Source organism: Leptospira inadai serovar Lyme str. 10 (assembly GCF_000243675.2).
GTDB classification, from domain to species: Bacteria; Spirochaetota; Leptospiria; order Leptospirales; family Leptospiraceae; genus Leptospira_B; species Leptospira_B inadai.
Genome location: NZ_AHMM02000015.1, coordinates 293269 through 309766, shown reverse-complemented (window position 1 = coordinate 309766; position 16498 = coordinate 293269). Strand labels below are relative to the sequence as shown.

The 16498-nt window shown below is 42.5% G+C and carries 12 protein-coding genes and 1 pseudogene; 11 read left to right on the top strand and 2 right to left on the bottom strand.

The annotated features are described in order from the left end of the window. The first annotated feature begins 150 nt into the window (after nucleotides 1-150). A complete protein-coding gene (locus LEP1GSC047_RS22060) occupies nucleotides 151-297 on the top strand; it encodes a hypothetical protein (RefSeq protein ID WP_238325522.1) in 147 nt (48 codons plus the stop codon). A gap of 125 nt (nucleotides 298-422) precedes the next feature. Next, nucleotides 423-1256 carry an Lp29 family lipoprotein gene (locus LEP1GSC047_RS05235; RefSeq protein ID WP_010415057.1) on the top strand — a complete coding sequence of 278 codons (834 nt, stop codon included), beginning with the start codon at nucleotides 423-425 and terminating at the stop codon, nucleotides 1254-1256. A 420-nt stretch (nucleotides 1257-1676) separates the two neighbouring features. Here the strand turns inward: LEP1GSC047_RS05235 and LEP1GSC047_RS05230 are convergent, their stop codons facing one another. Then, nucleotides 1677-2333 carry a hypothetical protein gene (locus LEP1GSC047_RS05230; RefSeq protein ID WP_010415054.1) on the bottom strand — a complete coding sequence of 219 codons (657 nt, stop codon included), beginning with the start codon at nucleotides 2331-2333 and terminating at the stop codon, nucleotides 1677-1679. Nucleotides 2334-2476: 143 nt separating this feature from the next. Between LEP1GSC047_RS05230 and LEP1GSC047_RS05225 the strand changes: the two genes are divergently transcribed. Then, the gene (locus tag LEP1GSC047_RS05225; protein ID WP_010415051.1) at nucleotides 2477-3094 is read left to right on the top strand and encodes a tetratricopeptide repeat protein; all 618 of its coding nucleotides are present in this window, start codon (nucleotides 2477-2479) and stop codon (nucleotides 3092-3094) included. 139 nt (nucleotides 3095-3233) lie between these two features. On the opposite strand, the gene LEP1GSC047_RS05220 is transcribed toward LEP1GSC047_RS05225, so the two are convergent. Then, a complete protein-coding gene (locus LEP1GSC047_RS05220; RefSeq protein ID WP_039934138.1) occupies nucleotides 3234-5114 on the bottom strand; it encodes a hypothetical protein in 1881 nt (626 codons plus the stop codon). 289 nt (nucleotides 5115-5403) lie between these two features. On the opposite strand from LEP1GSC047_RS05220, the gene LEP1GSC047_RS05215 reads away from it, so the two are divergent. The 8 genes and pseudogenes from LEP1GSC047_RS05215 (at nucleotide 5404) to LEP1GSC047_RS05180 (ending at nucleotide 16459) form a co-directional block, all read left to right on the top strand. After that, a complete protein-coding gene (locus LEP1GSC047_RS05215; RefSeq protein WP_010415042.1) occupies nucleotides 5404-10425 on the top strand; it encodes a TIGR04388 family protein in 5022 nt (1673 codons plus the stop codon). Nucleotides 10426-10455: 30 nt separating this feature from the next. Continuing rightward, nucleotides 10456-11466: a hypothetical protein gene (locus LEP1GSC047_RS05210; protein ID WP_010415040.1), complete on the top strand. Its 1011-nt coding sequence runs from the start codon at nucleotides 10456-10458 to the stop codon at nucleotides 11464-11466. Between the two features lie 89 nt (nucleotides 11467-11555). Further along, nucleotides 11556-11861: pseudogene (locus LEP1GSC047_RS05205) on the top strand (transposase); the annotation flags it as partial. 332 nt (nucleotides 11862-12193) lie between these two features. Beyond that, on the top strand, nucleotides 12194-12472 hold the full coding sequence (locus tag LEP1GSC047_RS05200) for a hypothetical protein (protein ID WP_020988517.1): 279 nt from the start codon (nucleotides 12194-12196) through the stop codon (nucleotides 12470-12472). A 333-nt stretch (nucleotides 12473-12805) separates the two neighbouring features. Continuing rightward, nucleotides 12806-14224 carry a TIGR04388 family protein gene (locus LEP1GSC047_RS22055; RefSeq protein WP_010415035.1) on the top strand — a complete coding sequence of 473 codons (1419 nt, stop codon included), beginning with the start codon at nucleotides 12806-12808 and terminating at the stop codon, nucleotides 14222-14224. Between the two features lie 381 nt (nucleotides 14225-14605). Then, nucleotides 14606-15121: a globin family protein gene (locus LEP1GSC047_RS05190; RefSeq protein WP_010415033.1), complete on the top strand. Its 516-nt coding sequence runs from the start codon at nucleotides 14606-14608 to the stop codon at nucleotides 15119-15121. A gap of 15 nt (nucleotides 15122-15136) precedes the next feature. Beyond that, nucleotides 15137-15793, top strand: coding sequence for a tetratricopeptide repeat protein (locus tag LEP1GSC047_RS05185; RefSeq protein ID WP_010415031.1), 657 nt, complete (start codon nucleotides 15137-15139; stop codon nucleotides 15791-15793). Between the two features lie 3 nt (nucleotides 15794-15796). Continuing rightward, on the top strand, nucleotides 15797-16459 hold the full coding sequence (locus tag LEP1GSC047_RS05180; protein WP_010415029.1) for a YIP1 family protein: 663 nt from the start codon (nucleotides 15797-15799) through the stop codon (nucleotides 16457-16459). Nucleotides 16460-16498 lie beyond the last annotated feature (39 nt).

The window sequence follows — 16498 nt, the reverse complement described above, 5'->3', positions numbered from 1 at the left end:
CCCAATCGGAGTCTTTCCAAAATTCATAAAATTAATGGCGCCCGTGGACACTGCCGTTATTGCGGATTATTATCCGAGCGTAGGAAAAATCTCTTCAGTCCCCTCGCCGCGTTTCAGGGTTTTTAACGGAAGCGGAATGATTACTACAGTGTGAATAAGATTGCGCTTTTGAAAAAAGTCTTGCCTTCATTTAGCGTGATCGGTGATAAAAAGAATCTTTTAAAATTATTCTATTATGCAATTGTGATTTTTCCGATCCTTCCAGGTTTGATTTATCTTTATAAGAATTGGAAATAGGTAACCGGGTATTTTTCGGTTTTCAGTTAAACATTTTACCATTTTGAGATTTTTAAAACATTGGACATCGACTGAATTGTATGAAAAGCTACTCAATTCTGAGTCATTCATCGGGGAAAGTTTTCATGATCCGAAGCCGTATCGTTCTTCTTCTGTCCTTGTTCGTAATAATTTCCTGCACTACGATGAATTTCGTGGGTCCAGCTCCGACCCGGAAGCCAAGGGTAGGTCAGAAATCGAAAGTCGCACTTGTAGGATTTCATCCTTACCGTTCGATTCTAGTCGGAGAAAAGGTAAACGGTTGGTTAACCTCCGATTGTAATATAGAGCTGGCGAATCGGTACGGTAAGAAATTTAACGCCGCTTATTTTAAAGGTAGGAAGAATGTCGTTTCAAAGCATGTCATGATCATTCCTAAATTCGATCAAGTGATAGGCGGAATTTCCTGGGGGGAGCCTATTCGGAATTTCCCAGCATCCGGCATTGATCCCGACGGGTCTCAAGATCGGATAAAGGAGTTCCTAGATTTTTATTATGGTAAGTCCGAAGCGGGAGCGATTCCAGATCTTTGCGAGGTTTTGGATTGGGATCCTAAATCGAATTCCTTCCAATTAAGAAAGAGAAACGTGGATTACTATGCAGTCGGCATTTTTAATCCTCATTTTCGCTATTATACATTACTGGGAGCGATAGTTACCGTGCCGACGAGTTTCATTAGCCTATTCACTCTCGGAACCCTGCCTGCATTTGAGGAAATGAAAACGGTTTCCACTTTCCGAATTTACGATGCAAAATTGAATCTGTTAAAAGAGATCGTTACGGATAATTCTTTTTGGACGATGGACGCTTGGTGGGTTCTTCCTAGTCCTCGTAGTCGGGCGGTCGAAAAATTTACCTACGATGCTCCGGTTTGGGAAAGAGATGTGGAGACTTTGGAGAATTCCTGGAATCCGGATTAGGTTTTTTACTCATGAATGAATTGAGTCAAATAAGATTTACATCGTTTTCCTAGGATTGTAAGGGTCATTCCGATTGAGTTCGACGATCGATTGAGCGATCGCTTGCATTAAAATCGAATCGGCGAGATTTATGAAACTGTAATAGTCGGAAAATCCGACCCGAATTTTCATACGTTAAGGAAAGATTATATTATTTCCAGGGTAGTCTGTCGGATTCATCCCTTTCGGGTTCGGACACCGTATATGATTCGCGATCCGGTTAAAGAATCGGATAATATTATGGGATCGTAAAACGATCGGATTAGGTCGCTAGATACGAGGATTCTTCCTCCAGGCTCGAAGTATACTCTAGGTTCGTATCGAAGAATCGAATCATTTCGGAGGGAGTGACCTCCCTTAATAAGGGCTCTTTAATACTCTCTACAGAAAAAAATACAAGAGAAAGAAAAGTAAGAGTAAAGGAGAGAGAGTTTGTGCTACGGCCCGCCCGATCGGTTGATCGTACTGTTTTTGGAATCCTAGGATAAAATAGACGAAACTAGAAATGTATCCCACACAGATGACGAGGGCTTGGAATATCGTGAGCAAGCTCATCAAAAAACCGCCGAACGGTAAAAAGGATTTTAGAATTTCCAAGAATCCGCTCAGGGAAATTCCCGCCATGGTCAAATAGAATCCGTTGAACGTGAGTAAGGACAGCGTAAGTCTATTAGGCGAGCTTTTTGCGCCGTTAAGCGACAAGAGAGCCAAGTACCAAATTAGAGCGAATAAAATCGGCAGGAATAGCCAGAGCAAAAAGATAGAAATCAGATTTTGCGGAAAATGAGCCGCATAGTACATCAACGAACCGATTTTACCGTTTATGTATAAATTATTAATGTAATTGTTTCCTTGGGAATTTCTGAGGTAAATTCCGATGATCTGCGTTAATCCGATTAGGATAACCGAAATTAACGATAAAGACATGTATCGAAAAAAGGCTCGTCGCAGCGCCGATTCGGTTCGATCTTCGAGTTCTATCTTTTTTTGAAATAGAGGGTAGAAATCTTCGAATACGGATTCCAATTTGTTTAGCATTTTTTGCGATTCCTGTTTTATTAGCCTAAACGGTTTCGGATCGGGTGGTCAAGAAATTAACAACGGAAAGGCGCGATTTTAATTTGACCGGAATGTTTATTATACGAATTGATCGATTTATCTATTAGGCGGTTTTGAAATTCATGGACGAAATAAGAACGTTTTTCCTAAGATTCGCAATTATAATTCTCATATATTGTAATTCATTTTCTTGCGGCGGGTTAGACGAAACGGAAAAGAAGAAACTTTATCTAGAGGCGTATAAATATTACGAACTAAATAATAGAGCCGAGGCGGAGAGAACCTTCCGAAGAATTTACGAGAGCGATCCTTCCTACCAGGACACCGCTCTTTTTATCGGAAAAATTCATTACTTCAATAGAGACTTCAAGGAAGCCGAGAAATACTTTATGGAGGCGCGGGAACTTTTTCCCGAAAATTTAAGCCCTTTGCTTTGGTTGATAAAATGCCAATTCGCTCAGCAAAAGGACAAGACCGCATTGAAAAATAACATTCAGGATTACTTAAAGCGGGATTCCGAAAATTTGGACGTACTCTACATTAAGGGCAGGATTTCCGAAGAAGCCGGGGATCTCCAGACGGCTATATTAGCCTATACTCAGTTAAAAGCATCGTCGGCAAAGGTGGCTTTGGCGTATATTAGACTTTCCGAAATTTATAAAGGAGATTCGTTTAAAACGAGGCGGGAGATCTATAGAAAAAAAATCGAAGCTCTCTCCCGTCCCGACGGAGATTTTTGATTCAAATCGATTTCGACAAAAGTGCGCATCGTCATCGGAATCGACGTTGATCGCTTGCGAAAACTTTCCTCGTTAAGGATTCTTTCCTAAATATAATCCCCAGGTGGAGGACCAGCGAGAAGAGGTTTGCCCGATCAATTCATATTTTTCCGTTTCGGGTGGGTTCCCTCTTATGCGTCGATATTCTAATCCCTAAAAATATAAAAAATATCAAAATGACAAACCAAAATATCACATGGAATAACGTACTTTCAATAAAGTAAGAATAAAATAAAAAGCGAATATTTAGAGGCGTGTATTTTTCGATGAATGTCGGCATTACCATATTTTTCTCGAAATGCGTATAATAGTTTTCGGGCGAAGAAATATAACCTATGATTTGTAACGTCGTTATAAGCAGAAGCATTGAGGAAATTGCAAAGACGGAAATTTTTAGATATTTTACCAATACATCCGGAGAATTCTGGAAGAATCGGATCGTATCGCGGATGCCTAAGAGGGAAAGGAAGGACATCAGAGGGTAGATCGCTATCCAATATCGTCCGAATGGGCAGGATCCTAACCAAAATATCGAATGAAGTAAATTGGGTATATGTCCAAAAACTATCAATGATAAGGTCAAGAGAAATTCAATTTTATTTCTTCGAAAAAGGATAGTCAGCTGAATAAAGGCAAAAAAGAGTAATGGGTTTAATGCAAAGAGACCTCGATCTACATCGAATAGATATCCAAGGTATCTTTTTATTATATTTTCTAAAAAAATATCCCGTTCAGTATAGGGAGATATTTTTCCGTATATAAAATAATTATAGTAAAAGAAGAGCAGTATTCCCAAAGAATAAATAGCTAGGCCTGAATAAATAAGTTTACCTTTTTTTCGAAGTTTCCACGCCCAATATACAACGAGGATACATGATATTGCTAAAAATTTAATATGGATAAAAGGGAAAATTATAAAAATAATCGGAAGGTAATTCCATAGCTTCGAGTATCTGCTTTTGGTTAAGAGGAAATAGGAAATATATAAAAAAAACGAAATCATCACTTCGGGATAAATTTGATTTGAATAGGCGAGGATAGGCATTCCGAAGACAATTAATGGCGTGAATAAATATTTGATCGGGGTTATTGGCCGATTGATGAAAGTAAAGAGTAGAAAGGCGCTTAGGGTAGTTGATATCAGTATCATTAGACACTTCCCGGCTAATACGGGATCAGCGTGAATTCTCCCATTCTGGTTCAAGAATGCCGGTGCGAGATAGAGTGCAAGAAAAGGATAGTGGGCCGGACGTTCAACTCCATTGATTGATAATGTATGATGGTCAAAATCGCGAAAGAGTAGAGAAGGCTTAGTTGTATCATACTGATTTTTCATACTTAAATCATGATTCTCTATTATGGATTCTGCAACAATCAGGTAATGAGGTTCATCTCCAATTAAAGAAATCGGAGAATGGGAAAACAGCATGAAATATATGGAAAAGCTGAGTATCCACATCAGAGTATAATATTTAAGTTTGCTTTTAATTAAGAGTGGAAATTTAAGAATTAAGATTAAGAGGGAAATAACTAGTAGTACGATCGTGAGACGATAAAATGTTTTAAATTCGATCGTCTTTTTTTGAAACAGAAATAAGTGATTCTGCGCCTGCGGCGGGATCTTAAGTTTAAAACTTAAATTTATAGTACTTCGATCGGAAATTAAATCGATATTGCTGATTCCTTTTTTGATGGGCCAATCTCCAAGTTTTTTTAAGTTTTCATAAATTTCTAAATGATTTTCCTGCTCCGTCGCGTTAGCGATCGTAAAATGAAATTTCTTTTCCACGCCCTTACTGAAGCAGCCAGCAAAATTTTGTTCTAATATAAAATAAGAATCTCCTGACTGATGGAGTCCTGTCGGAGAGATGGAGCAGACGGAGTTCCCGTGCAATATGTATAAAACCGGCACGGCAAGAGATAAAAGGAAAATTCCTACCGGGACCCAAATAAAATCTTTTGCCTTTAAAAACTTTAGCATCGAGTTTGGATATATTATTTATCGAATCGAGAAGGATAGAAAGATTTCTGGTAAATTATTAATTTAAGATTCAAATTTACAGTTTGGAAAACCAAATCGACCCATTCTCGGTTTTATGTCAAAAAGAAGGCCAAAAAGTATTTGATTTTGATTTTGAAGAAAGGCACCCTTGGTGTAATTATCAATTTGAAAATTCTTTTTACAGATTTCGACATTTTTCTGATGTTTTTCTGAAAAACCAGGTATCTTGTCGCTTATCAGTAGCTACCAAAGTGGGGGAAGTTTTTGTATGGTTGCCGGTAAATCCCTGAATTACTTTTATAAGATTAGCATTGCTACCCTAGGACTCTGCGTATTCTCGGATCGAATTTACCCGCAACCGCTGACCCCTCCGCAGTTGAACGCACCGGCTTTTAATCCGAACAGTCTGCAAACCATGTATTCGAGCGCGGGTCATCTACAGGACGAGGCTGCTTGGTCGAATTACGTATTAAATAATGTGCAATATTATAAGACAAACTGGGAAAATACGGTAGACCAGGCGATCCTGTCCTATGTTTCCTCGGTCACTACTTCCGACGGTTTTACCACCGTTCAGGAATACCAAGATTACCTGTACAAAGCTCTTCAATCCCAGGAACAGACTTCCTTAAATACCTGGGTCGCTGCCGCGGATGTTCAGATCTATGCGGAGAGAGACGCTTTTTTGCAATCTTTATTGGGTGCGAACTACCAAGTTACTGCGCAGGACCAGGCAAATTTTCAGAACCAACTCAATCAAACGTTAAACTCAAAGACGAATACCCCGACTCAGTCAAGCCAGGTCATGGGTTATGTACAGAGCGAATGGCAGAAAACGTACGATACGAATTTACAGGACGGGATCTCCCAGTACACAAAATCCTTACAGGATATGCAGAATAATTACCAAGCCCTGGTGAACCAGTTGAATCAAACGGACGCGCAGTTTCAGGCGAATCTACAGCAGATTAATTCCTATAAGCAGCTAGTGATCAAGGGAATCCAGACCGAGGTGAATAGTGTACAGTCGTATTTAAACTCAGAAGATCTATTTTGGAACCATGATCCGACAGACCCGACCAAGAAAACGACTCTGACCGCAGATGGCCAGACTTTGCAGACGTTCCTGAATCAAATCCAAACCGATATCAACCAAAATCTACCCTTGAGTACGATTGCGGGGGACCTGAGCAGTTTCTTGAAATCCGAACAACAGATGGCGACGAATAATGTTACCTATTATACGAACTTGGAATATTCGACTACACCGATTCGGTATAACGGCGGGGGACCGTTGTTGCTCGTAAACGATTATAATGCAGGAAATCCAGGAGGATATAATCTTACTAGCGTTGCCTATGAAATTAAGGCGTACAACGATGGGGCCATATCTCAGGCTCAATTTATGAACTGGTTAAACATAGCAAAGGCGAATGGCTTGGCATTGATGGGACTTACTGGAGATCTCCAGGTGAGTAGCATTGTCGCAGCAGATAATTATGCTATTTGGTCATATTTTTTTCCAGGATCCAATGTTGAACATTATTGTTTTGATGCTTGGGGTATAAAGGCAGGTTGCAATATTGGGGATGTAGGCGATCCAGTCTATGCACATGTAGGTTCCGGCTTTACTACTTACGCGGACGATACCGTTGACAGCAATGGTAATCCAGTAACGAATTATTATCAAGCCGATCAAATCAGCGTAATTCTCTATTATAATACTTACGATCCGAATGCTGCGATCAGCGCTAATAACTGGAATTCCTTAAAGACTCAGTTGACCGGATTCTCCGCAAATTTCACGAATACGATCCTTCCGGCCATCTCCAATTGGGAGATTCAAACCTCTCAGTACCAATCCCAATATGCGGCTTTCCAGGCTCAGAAAACACAGGAATTAGCGACCGCCCAGGCGAATTATCAATCCGGAGTCGCCAAACTCCAGTCGGAGCAAGCCGCTTGGATGATGCAAATGGAGGATTTACAGAAACAAGCCGTCAGCCAATTCGCGCAGGCGAGCATCACGCTGTCCAAGTCGGAAGCGAACGGGGACGGTACAGGATTTAATTCTTCTCTGGCGAATCTATTCAATACGATTCCGGTCGTAGCTCCCAACACGAATGCAAGCAATGTGGCTCAGAATTTTAGCGCGCAAATTGCGAGCCTTGTTTCTCAGACGACTGCGAGCGCGCAAACGAATCTTCCGGATACGTCTAACCTGCAAAACATTTATAATAATATCAACCAAGGACTTACCGCAACTCAGAACTTCTCCCTCTTGAGTGCGGTCAATAATTCCCTTTTGAATGCAAGGTCCGGTTTTATCCAGAACTTTGCCGATTCCTTATCTAAGCAGATGACGTTTACCGATAAGGGAGAAGGAGAACTACTCCAAGCGTATGGAGATTCTACCGTAACGGGTAAAAACGGGATCGTCTATATCACCGATTCGAACGGGAATATTCGGACGGATGCGAAAGGAAATAATCTCACGCTTCAAAGTTTTATCGCGTCCACTTGCGGCGCGGATTTATCGAATGCAGCTTGTAGCTCCTATACGACTCATGAGTATACGGACGTGACCGTTCAGTCCAACGGTTCCGTGCTTGTGACGAGAAATGTGCATACCGGTAATGCGACGTATTCGGGTAAAGGAGATGCCACCGACGCGAATAATTATAATTATGATACCAAGGCGGAAACGTTTACGATCCAAGCACCTGGAATGATTGCCTTTGGAGCGACTTCTAAGAACGTTTCTCCTCCGGCTGCAAATAACTCGGATCAAACCGTTACCGATGGTCATACTGGAGTTCCCCGGCAAAATTCGCTACTTGCTGCGTCCTTGAATGGGAGCGGCACTTTACAGCCTGCAGTAAATCTGTTTGATTCCAACGCAGTGAATCAGTTTGCAAATACCGCTCTAACGAATCTGAATCGTTTCGAAAACCAAGATAACCTGAATAAACTTGTGAACGGAATGATGGAAGGTATGGCAGCGGTAGATAAAAAAGATTCCGAGGAATTAACAGCGGCCCAGCAAAATGCACAAAGTAGGGCTTCTACCGTATCTCTAATGGAGGATTTTGCGAAGAATGTTCTGCTTGGAGGAATGAGCACCAGCGGTTGGGTCAAAAGCCAATTACAGAGCATGGTCAACCAGGCGGAATCCCAGGTATTGGCTTCGATGACCGGATTGTCTCCGGATGTGGCGAGCCAATTGCTACAATGGTATAAAGGAAAGCAGGCTGCCAAAAAAGCGAAATCGCAGGCATTACAAAAAGAATTCGTAATGGGTGCGACGATCATCGGTGGAATCGTAGCGACTCTATTTACGGGTCCAGTCGGAGCGGCGGCAACCGAAGGAGCGTTAACGGCGGAAGCAGCCGGAACTGCGGCTGAAATAGGAGCGGAAACGTTGGCCGAGGGAGCTGCGACATCAGGTGCAGAAGCGGCCTCTTCCAGCATGTTTGAGACCGCCGGAAATGCGATTTCGAATTTTACGAGAAATGCAATGAGCAGTATCGGAAATTTTGCGAATAGCACGATGACGACGGTCAGTAATTTAGCGGACAGCTCCCTTTCGGATTTAGCGAGTAGCGCGTATAACTCGGCTTCTGAATTTGTATCGGACGTGGGTAGCTCGATCGCGAACGGTGCAAGGGGGATTGCGAATAGCGCCCGAGCCTTGGTTAGCGATTCCGCGACAACGACTGCAAGCGATGGGGCCCAAACTGCGGCGGGTACTGTAGAGTCGGGAGCCAATGCGAGTACGCAGATATTGAGCAAAAGCCAAGTAGCGTTAACCAAAGCGATCCTACAAGGAGCGCAGGGCTACGAGAACGGAGGACTGAAGGGAGCTGTGACCGGAGCGATTAGCGGAATGGGTAGCGCGTATATGAACCCCTACGGGTTGAATGTAAACGTATCGTATAGCGACGAGGGCGGATTTGGAGGCGGTGTAAGCGTGGGTCCATCGACGTTGAACGTAGGAGCCAATTTTTCCCAACACGGTACGACTTCGTTTAATATAGGCACGAAAGCTGGTAATTTAAAGTATGATCCGGCAAGCGGATTCAGTGGTAGCATCAACATGACGGGAGGCAATCCGAACGGAGTAATGGTGAATGTGGGGCAACACCAGGGTCCGAGCTTGACGTATCAGAGAACGGAAGAAGAGACGCAACTGGGAGGTTCGGTTACGATCTCGGAGAATGGGGATACGACGATCAGTGTGACGGATTATAATGCAACGGCAGTGTCGGTGACCGGGAATCTGAATGATCCTAGTAGGTTCGGTAATGTTACGTTTAACAATAACTTTTATGCGGATGTGAACCAGAACCAGGCGATGGCCGGAGGAGATCAGTATATTCCTGAGACGAGGCAGAATGAGCGGACGAGTGGTACTTCGAATGAGGCTAGTCCGTATGATCCGAGTTCTTGGCCAGTGACTCCGGACCAGCAGAATGCGACGAATGTGTTAGGAGCCGGTTATGAGGCGACTCGGACGAAGGAAGAGGAGCATGTACTTTCCGAGTCTACAGCTACCAGGGATGGCTTGGGTGTAGATCCGAATAGCTTGTTACTTGCTGGAGCTGCGGTGGCAGGAGCCGTTCGTGGTAGGAGGCGGAGCGAGGGGGCTGCGACATCTGAGGACAATTCTCGTACAGGACCGGAAGGCTCTACACCTCTTGATTCCTTTATTATCGGTGCCTTGGACGGAGCAACATTTGCAGAGCCACAAAATGTTGGTAACTCCGAATCCCTACCGATTGTTTTAACGGGTGGGAACGATAAAGGAAAACCGATTGCGAATGATTACTCGAATGGGAAGATCGATGAATATTTGAGAAATAATCCTGGCGCAAAAGTTAAAGAGCTCGGGCAAGTTATTACTTCACAAGAAAGTGGAAAGCCAATAGATGGATCGCTTAACAAAATGGCACCGCAGCCTATCGGGGAGAATGAACTACTTCATATTCCTGGTACAGAATTTTATGTAAAAGGTCAAGGACTGGAGGGCATAAAATGGTACGCTGATAAGAATGGGCATATCATAATTACAACAGAAGGTTCTAAGAGGTCAGGAGAAATCATTCTTCGTGATGGCGGGTCGTTAATAATTCCGAAGGGTAAAAAAGTTGATAGTAACCAAATTCCTACGGAATGGACCAAGCCAAATAGTAAAATAAATCTAGATCCAATTATTCGTCTTCCGAATGATAATAATAAAAATAAACCAGGAAAAATGCAACCACCGAGTGGCGTAGACAAGCCTCGGTAAAATTAATAGAGCTTACTGTTTTATAACGCTATGAAATTTTCATTAAAAATAATTTCGTTTATAGTTTTTATCAGTATTTTCTTTGTATGTAAAAATAGTTTTTCTGATATAGAAGAAAGATTGAAATTGATAGAATTACAAAAAGAGAATATTTCTATAATTGAAATCGAAAATAATCGGGACTTTAAGAAAGGAGATTCTCGTAAAAATTTAGTAATTTTATCAGAAAAGATCAAGCGATATAAACCGTCCGTCATATTCTTTAATATGGCTTTCGTGTTGAAAATGGGAAATGAAGCTGAATTTGCCAAAGAATTAAATAGAGAAATTCGAACAATTTCTCTAATTGACCTGAATTCAAGTGATCGAGAGTTGGGCCTGTCCCCTGAAGCGGAGCGTTGGATTGGTAAGGCCATTAAGGGAACAATCAATGATTCGTATTTTGTTCATTCTTGGGACTTTACTGGAATTAGTATACCTCCCGTTGACATGATTTTGCGAAGTAAATATTTATGTTCGTATATTTCCTATTTAAATCTTGATAATATCAAGGAGACTTTATATCCCTATAACCGTTATGGAAAATATTTATTTGAAAATTGCTCCATAACGATTGCAAATGAACTGATAGCAGATACAGGATTTAGGATACAATTTGATTTATCGAATTTTAAATTTGGACTTTATTCGTCCTGGATAGATTATTTTGGTCTAGTTCGCTATTTTGCAACTAGGGGTGATGAAGAAGGCGGGATTCCGATTAGGTATAAGGATTTTAAAACTTATTCCTTTTCGGATTTTATTCGAACGAATGATAAGAGTATTAATCCGGGCGGAGTAATTATTGTGAACGGTGAGAACAGGTTACTCAAAACTCCAGGCAATCAAGATAGGTCGGAAGGCAGCATTATCGCGAGTGAAGTTTATACTTTGTTATATGAAGCTTCTCGGCCTCTATCTTTCTTAGATTCATTCCGTATTTTCTGTTATAGCTTTTCGACTATGGTTCGTAGCTTGACCAAAGGAAAGATAACGTTCTAAATATTTCGCACATTTATAGATAAAAAGAAAGGCTCTCCTAACCGATTGAGATTGTAAGCAAACAAATTTCAAGAAGAGGAGAACCCCCCATGAGGGCAGAAGAAGATAAAAGCCACCTGAAAGTAATCCAAGTGGATGAGACCCAACTCAAGAAGGACTTGAGTGAACTCGTAAGAGGTTCAGTCGAAGAAACGCTGAATGCTCTTTTAGATGAGGAGGCAGATAAACTCTGCCAAGCCTCGAAGTATGAAAGAAATCCAGATCGAGTAGATACCCGAGCCGGATCTTATAATAGAAACTTCGAAACAAAAGCCGGAAAAGTAAAGTTAAAAGTTCCTAAACTTAGAACAATTCCGTTCGAGTCTGCGATCATCGAAAGATACAAACGTCGTGAGCCTCGCAAAAACTAAAGTAGCAGATGAAAGCGCATATATAGCGAACGAGAAAACACTATCTGACTCTTCTTTTAGGGACCGAAATTCGAGCTTTCACTACGATCACTCTTTCTGAAATCCTAAAAGGGGATATAATTCTTGACATTATCTTCCGAACGCTAAGTATCTCAGTTAGAATTTGCTACCTCCTGCGGCAACGATGTGTAGGGTGCGAAGCAGTCGCAGCGTTTCCGGGTAACGGTTAATATTAAAAGAAAGAAGCCGCTGAGACCGTAGCGAAAGCGAAGCCCGGAGCAGCGTGACCCGGAACGAAGTGAAGGGGGCCGCCCAGAATGAGGAAAAAACGCAAAAGCCAAGTGGCATTAACCAAGGCGATCCTACAAGGAGCGCAGGGATACGAGAATGGAGGACTGAAGGAAGCTGTGACCGGAGCGATCAGCGGAATGGGTAGCGCGTATATGAACCCCTACGGGTTGAATGTAAACGTATCGTATAGCGACGAGGGCGGATTCGGAGGGGGAGTGAGTGTGGGTCCATCGACCTTGAACGTGGGGGCCAATTTCTCGCAACATGGTACAACTTCGTTTAATATAGGCACGAAAGCGGGTTGAGCCTCGCAAAAACTAAAGTAGCAGATGAAAGCGCATATATAGCGAACGAGAAAACACTATCTGACTCTTCTTTTAGGGACCGAAATTCGAGCTTTCACTACGATCACTCTTTCTGAAATCCTAAAAGGGGATATAATTCTTGACATTATCTTCCGAACGCTAAGTATCTCAGTTAGAATTTGCTACCTCCTGCGGCAACGATGTGTAGGGTGCGAAGCAGTCGCAGCGTTTCCGGGTAACGGTTAATATTAAAAGAAAGAAGCCGCTGAGACCGTAGCGAAAGCGAAGCCCGGAGCAGCGTGACCCGGAACGAAGTGAAGGGGGCCGCCCAAAATGAGGAAAAAACGCAAAAGCCAAGTAGCATTAACCAAAGCGATTCTACAGGGAGCACAGGGGTACGAGAACGGAGGACTGAAGGGAGCCCTGACCGGAGCGATCAGCGGAATTGGTAGCGCGTATATGAATCCCTACGGTTTGAATGTAAACGTATCGTATAGCGATGAGAGCGGATTTGGAGGGGGGGTAAGCGTGGGTCCGTCGAGCTTGAACGTGGGGGCCAATTTTTCAGAGCACGGCTCTACTTCGTTTAACATAGGCACGAAAGCTGGTAATTTAAAGTATGATCCGGCAAGCGGATTCAGTGGTAGCATCAACATGACGGGAGGCAATCCGAACGGAGTAATGGTGAATGTGGGGCAACACCAGGGTCCGAGCTTGACGTATCAGAGAACGGAAGAAGAGACGCAACTGGGAGGTTCGGTTACGATCTCGGAGAATGGGGATACGACGATCAGTGTGACGGATTATAATGCGACGGCGGTATCGGTGACCGGGAATCTGAATGATCCTGGTAGTTTCGGTAATGTTACGTTTAACAATAACTTTTATGCGGATGTGAACCAGAACCAGGCGATGGCCGGGGGAGACCAGTATATTCCTGAGACGAGGCAGACTGAGCGGACGAGCGGTACTTCGAATGAGGCTAGTCCCTATGATCCGAGTTCTTGGCCGGTGACTCCGGACCAGCAGAATGCGACAAATGTGTTAGGTGCCGGTTATGAGGCGACTCGGACGAAGGAAGAGGAGCAGGTACTTTCCGAGCCTACAGCTACCAGGGATGGCTTGGGTGTAGATCCGAATGCACCGCAAACGGTTATTCCAATAGGTTATACTAGAATTAGCGGATCAGGAAGCGCAAAATCGGAAGAGAGTTTAATGTCTTCAACCTTTTCGATTGAAAGTAACAGTGCGAAGAAATTACCAGAACTAGTGGACCCTAGTAGCTTTTTGACAGGTCTTCATGAGCGCGCTAATAATCTAATTACTAAAGGGAGTTTTTCAACGGATCTCCAATTCTTTAACCGGGAATTAGATTCTCATGGAACTATCTCCGCAATTAACTTTAAACAAGAGAGAGGCTTTGCATTAAATTCAGCAGAACGATTTGCTATAGACTCTCTGGAGAAAGCTAATAATAGGAATGAGCGTTTAAATGAAATAGCCAAAACAAGACCTTTGACAAGCGCCGAAACTTCAGAATATATTAGTAATCAACGATTAGCTTTGGATATTGAGAAACCTAATAGTCAGAGACTTTTTGATCAGTGGCGCGAGAACGGTCAAAAGAACAGGGTGAGCCTCGCAAAAACTAAAGTAGCAGATGAAAGCGCATATATAGCGAACGAGAAAACACTATCTGACTCTTCTTTTAGGGACCGAAATTCGAGCTTTCACTACGATCACTCTTTCTGAAATCCTAAAAGGGGATATAATTCTTGACATTATCTTCCGAACGTTAAGTATTTCAGCCAGAATTTTCTACTTCCCCCCGCGGCAACGGTGTGTAGGGTGCGAAGCAGTCGCAGCGTTTCCGGGTAACGGTTAATATTAAAAGAAAGGAGCCGCTGAGACCGTAGCGAAAGCGGAGCCCGGAGCAGCGTGACCCGGAGCGAAGTGAGGGGGCCGCCCAGAATGAGGAAAAAACGCAAAAGCCAAGTAGCATTAATAAAGGCGATCCTACAAGGAGCGCAGGGCTACGACAACGGAGGACTGAAGGAAGCTGTGAAACGCTCTTTCTGAAATCCTAATTGTGCAAAACTTTCTGAATACTATCAAAACCTTCGAGTGTAGATTATGAAAAAATCGAATCCAATTGCTAACTCTAATAAAGGGAAGACTCCTGCTCCTGCGAAGCCCAAAAAGAATCTTCCTGTTGCTGAAAGGATCGATTCGAAGGTTAAGGTTGGTGAGGAGGAAATCTCCGAGTTTCCCGAGCCGCCAGGACCGGTCTGCAATCTAAAAATCGGTTCCGTGGACTTTTGGAGCGAGGCTATAGAGAGCTTCCGACCCGGGAATGAAACGGATCAAATTTATCTTCGTCATTTACGTGAGTGCATTTTGTGTTCCCAGGTAGTCGATGAATATCTTGAAACACATCCCGAATTCAAAAATTTATTTTCCAAGAAAAATCTTTTGGGGGACCCAAATCCGAGTAGTTTCGTATTTCAGGAGCAGGGGACTAAATTTTATAAAACGATTTCCTTTTTTATCCAAAAGAAGAAATCCGTTTTATTCTTCTATTATCTAATTGTCATCGGTCCTTTGGCGATGGGTGCTATCGCGCTTTTAAGATCCTGGTTTCATAAATAAACGGAGACTTTCCTTTTGTATCAAGATAGTTTTTTGAAAATCCCTTCAATGCTTCCGATCGGGCAAAAACCACGTCTCGTTGTTCTTTTATTCTTAGGTTTTTTCCTAAGTCTTGTAGGCTGCGGCTCCATGAGTTCCGAAGAGAAAAGAAAAACGTACACGTCCGCCATCGAATCCTATAAATCGAATCGAATCCAGGAAGCAAGACAGGCGTTAGAACGAATCTACAAAGATGATCCGGATTTTTTGGACACCGCTTTACATTTGGGAAAAATCTATTATTACGAAAAGGATTTTCGGAATTCGGAAAAAATTCTGGAAGAGGCTCTTGAATCCAATCCTAAAAATTTAAACGTTTGGTCCGTTCTTTTGAGATGCAAATATGCAACTGCAAAAGATACGTCGAGCAAGGAAAAACTTCTGGTTTCAGTAGAAGAATTTCTCCGTTCGGATGCGGAAAATTTGGATGTCCTTTTTATTCAAGGTAAATTATTCGAGGATCTTAAACGGCTGGATCGTGCGATTATGGCATATAATCAGATGCGTATCGTCGGTAGGAAAACCGCATTGGCTTACGCTCGGCTGTCCGCAATCTATTCGAAAGATAAAAAGAAATCGGATGCGTTTAAGCGAATGGTCGACTTATTTTCGAACGAATCTATAGAGGATTAGAATTTGAAGTTTTTAAAGATTTATTCCGATGCGTTTCAACAGAACTGGAGATACTCGATCCGTCCTGAGACGATCTTGGAGATCAAGCCCGCGATCTTTTTGCTTCGCACTCTGAGAATCCAAGGCCTGTATTTAATTACATACATAGTATTTAATTTGCTCGTTTCGTTTGCCAATTGGAAAAAGGTTCAGTCGTTTTCGTCAGTCATGCGCACCTACTATAACGAGGGAAAAATCTCTTTTTCGATGTTTCTGTTTAACGTCTTTCCTTGGAATCTTTTTACCCTTGTTTTTTCCTTTCTTCTTGCGATGCTTATTGCCGGAAGTCTGAGTCATATCTTTCTTTGGTTACTCGGAGAAGAAAGGAAATCCTATTTCAGGATCTTAGGGATTACGGCAATAAGTAATTTTTATATTCTTCTTTCCTTCTTTCCGATCCTTCTCCTATTCAATATCGCTCCGGCTAGCTTTAGGGAGGATACATTTAAGCTGGTGTTCTTTCTGAGTTTAAACGGGATCTTTTTATTAGCGGGGTTTCTACTTCAGGCGATTCTGTTTATGAAAGGGCTAAAATCCTGCTTCGGTTTAAATACCGGAAAGGCAGTCCTAACCTGGTCTTTCCCGCTTGCTCTGTTCGTTTTCTTGATTACCATTTCTTTGAAGTAATGCGAAAGAGTCGATTAACAACTCATCTTTGTTCTTTCA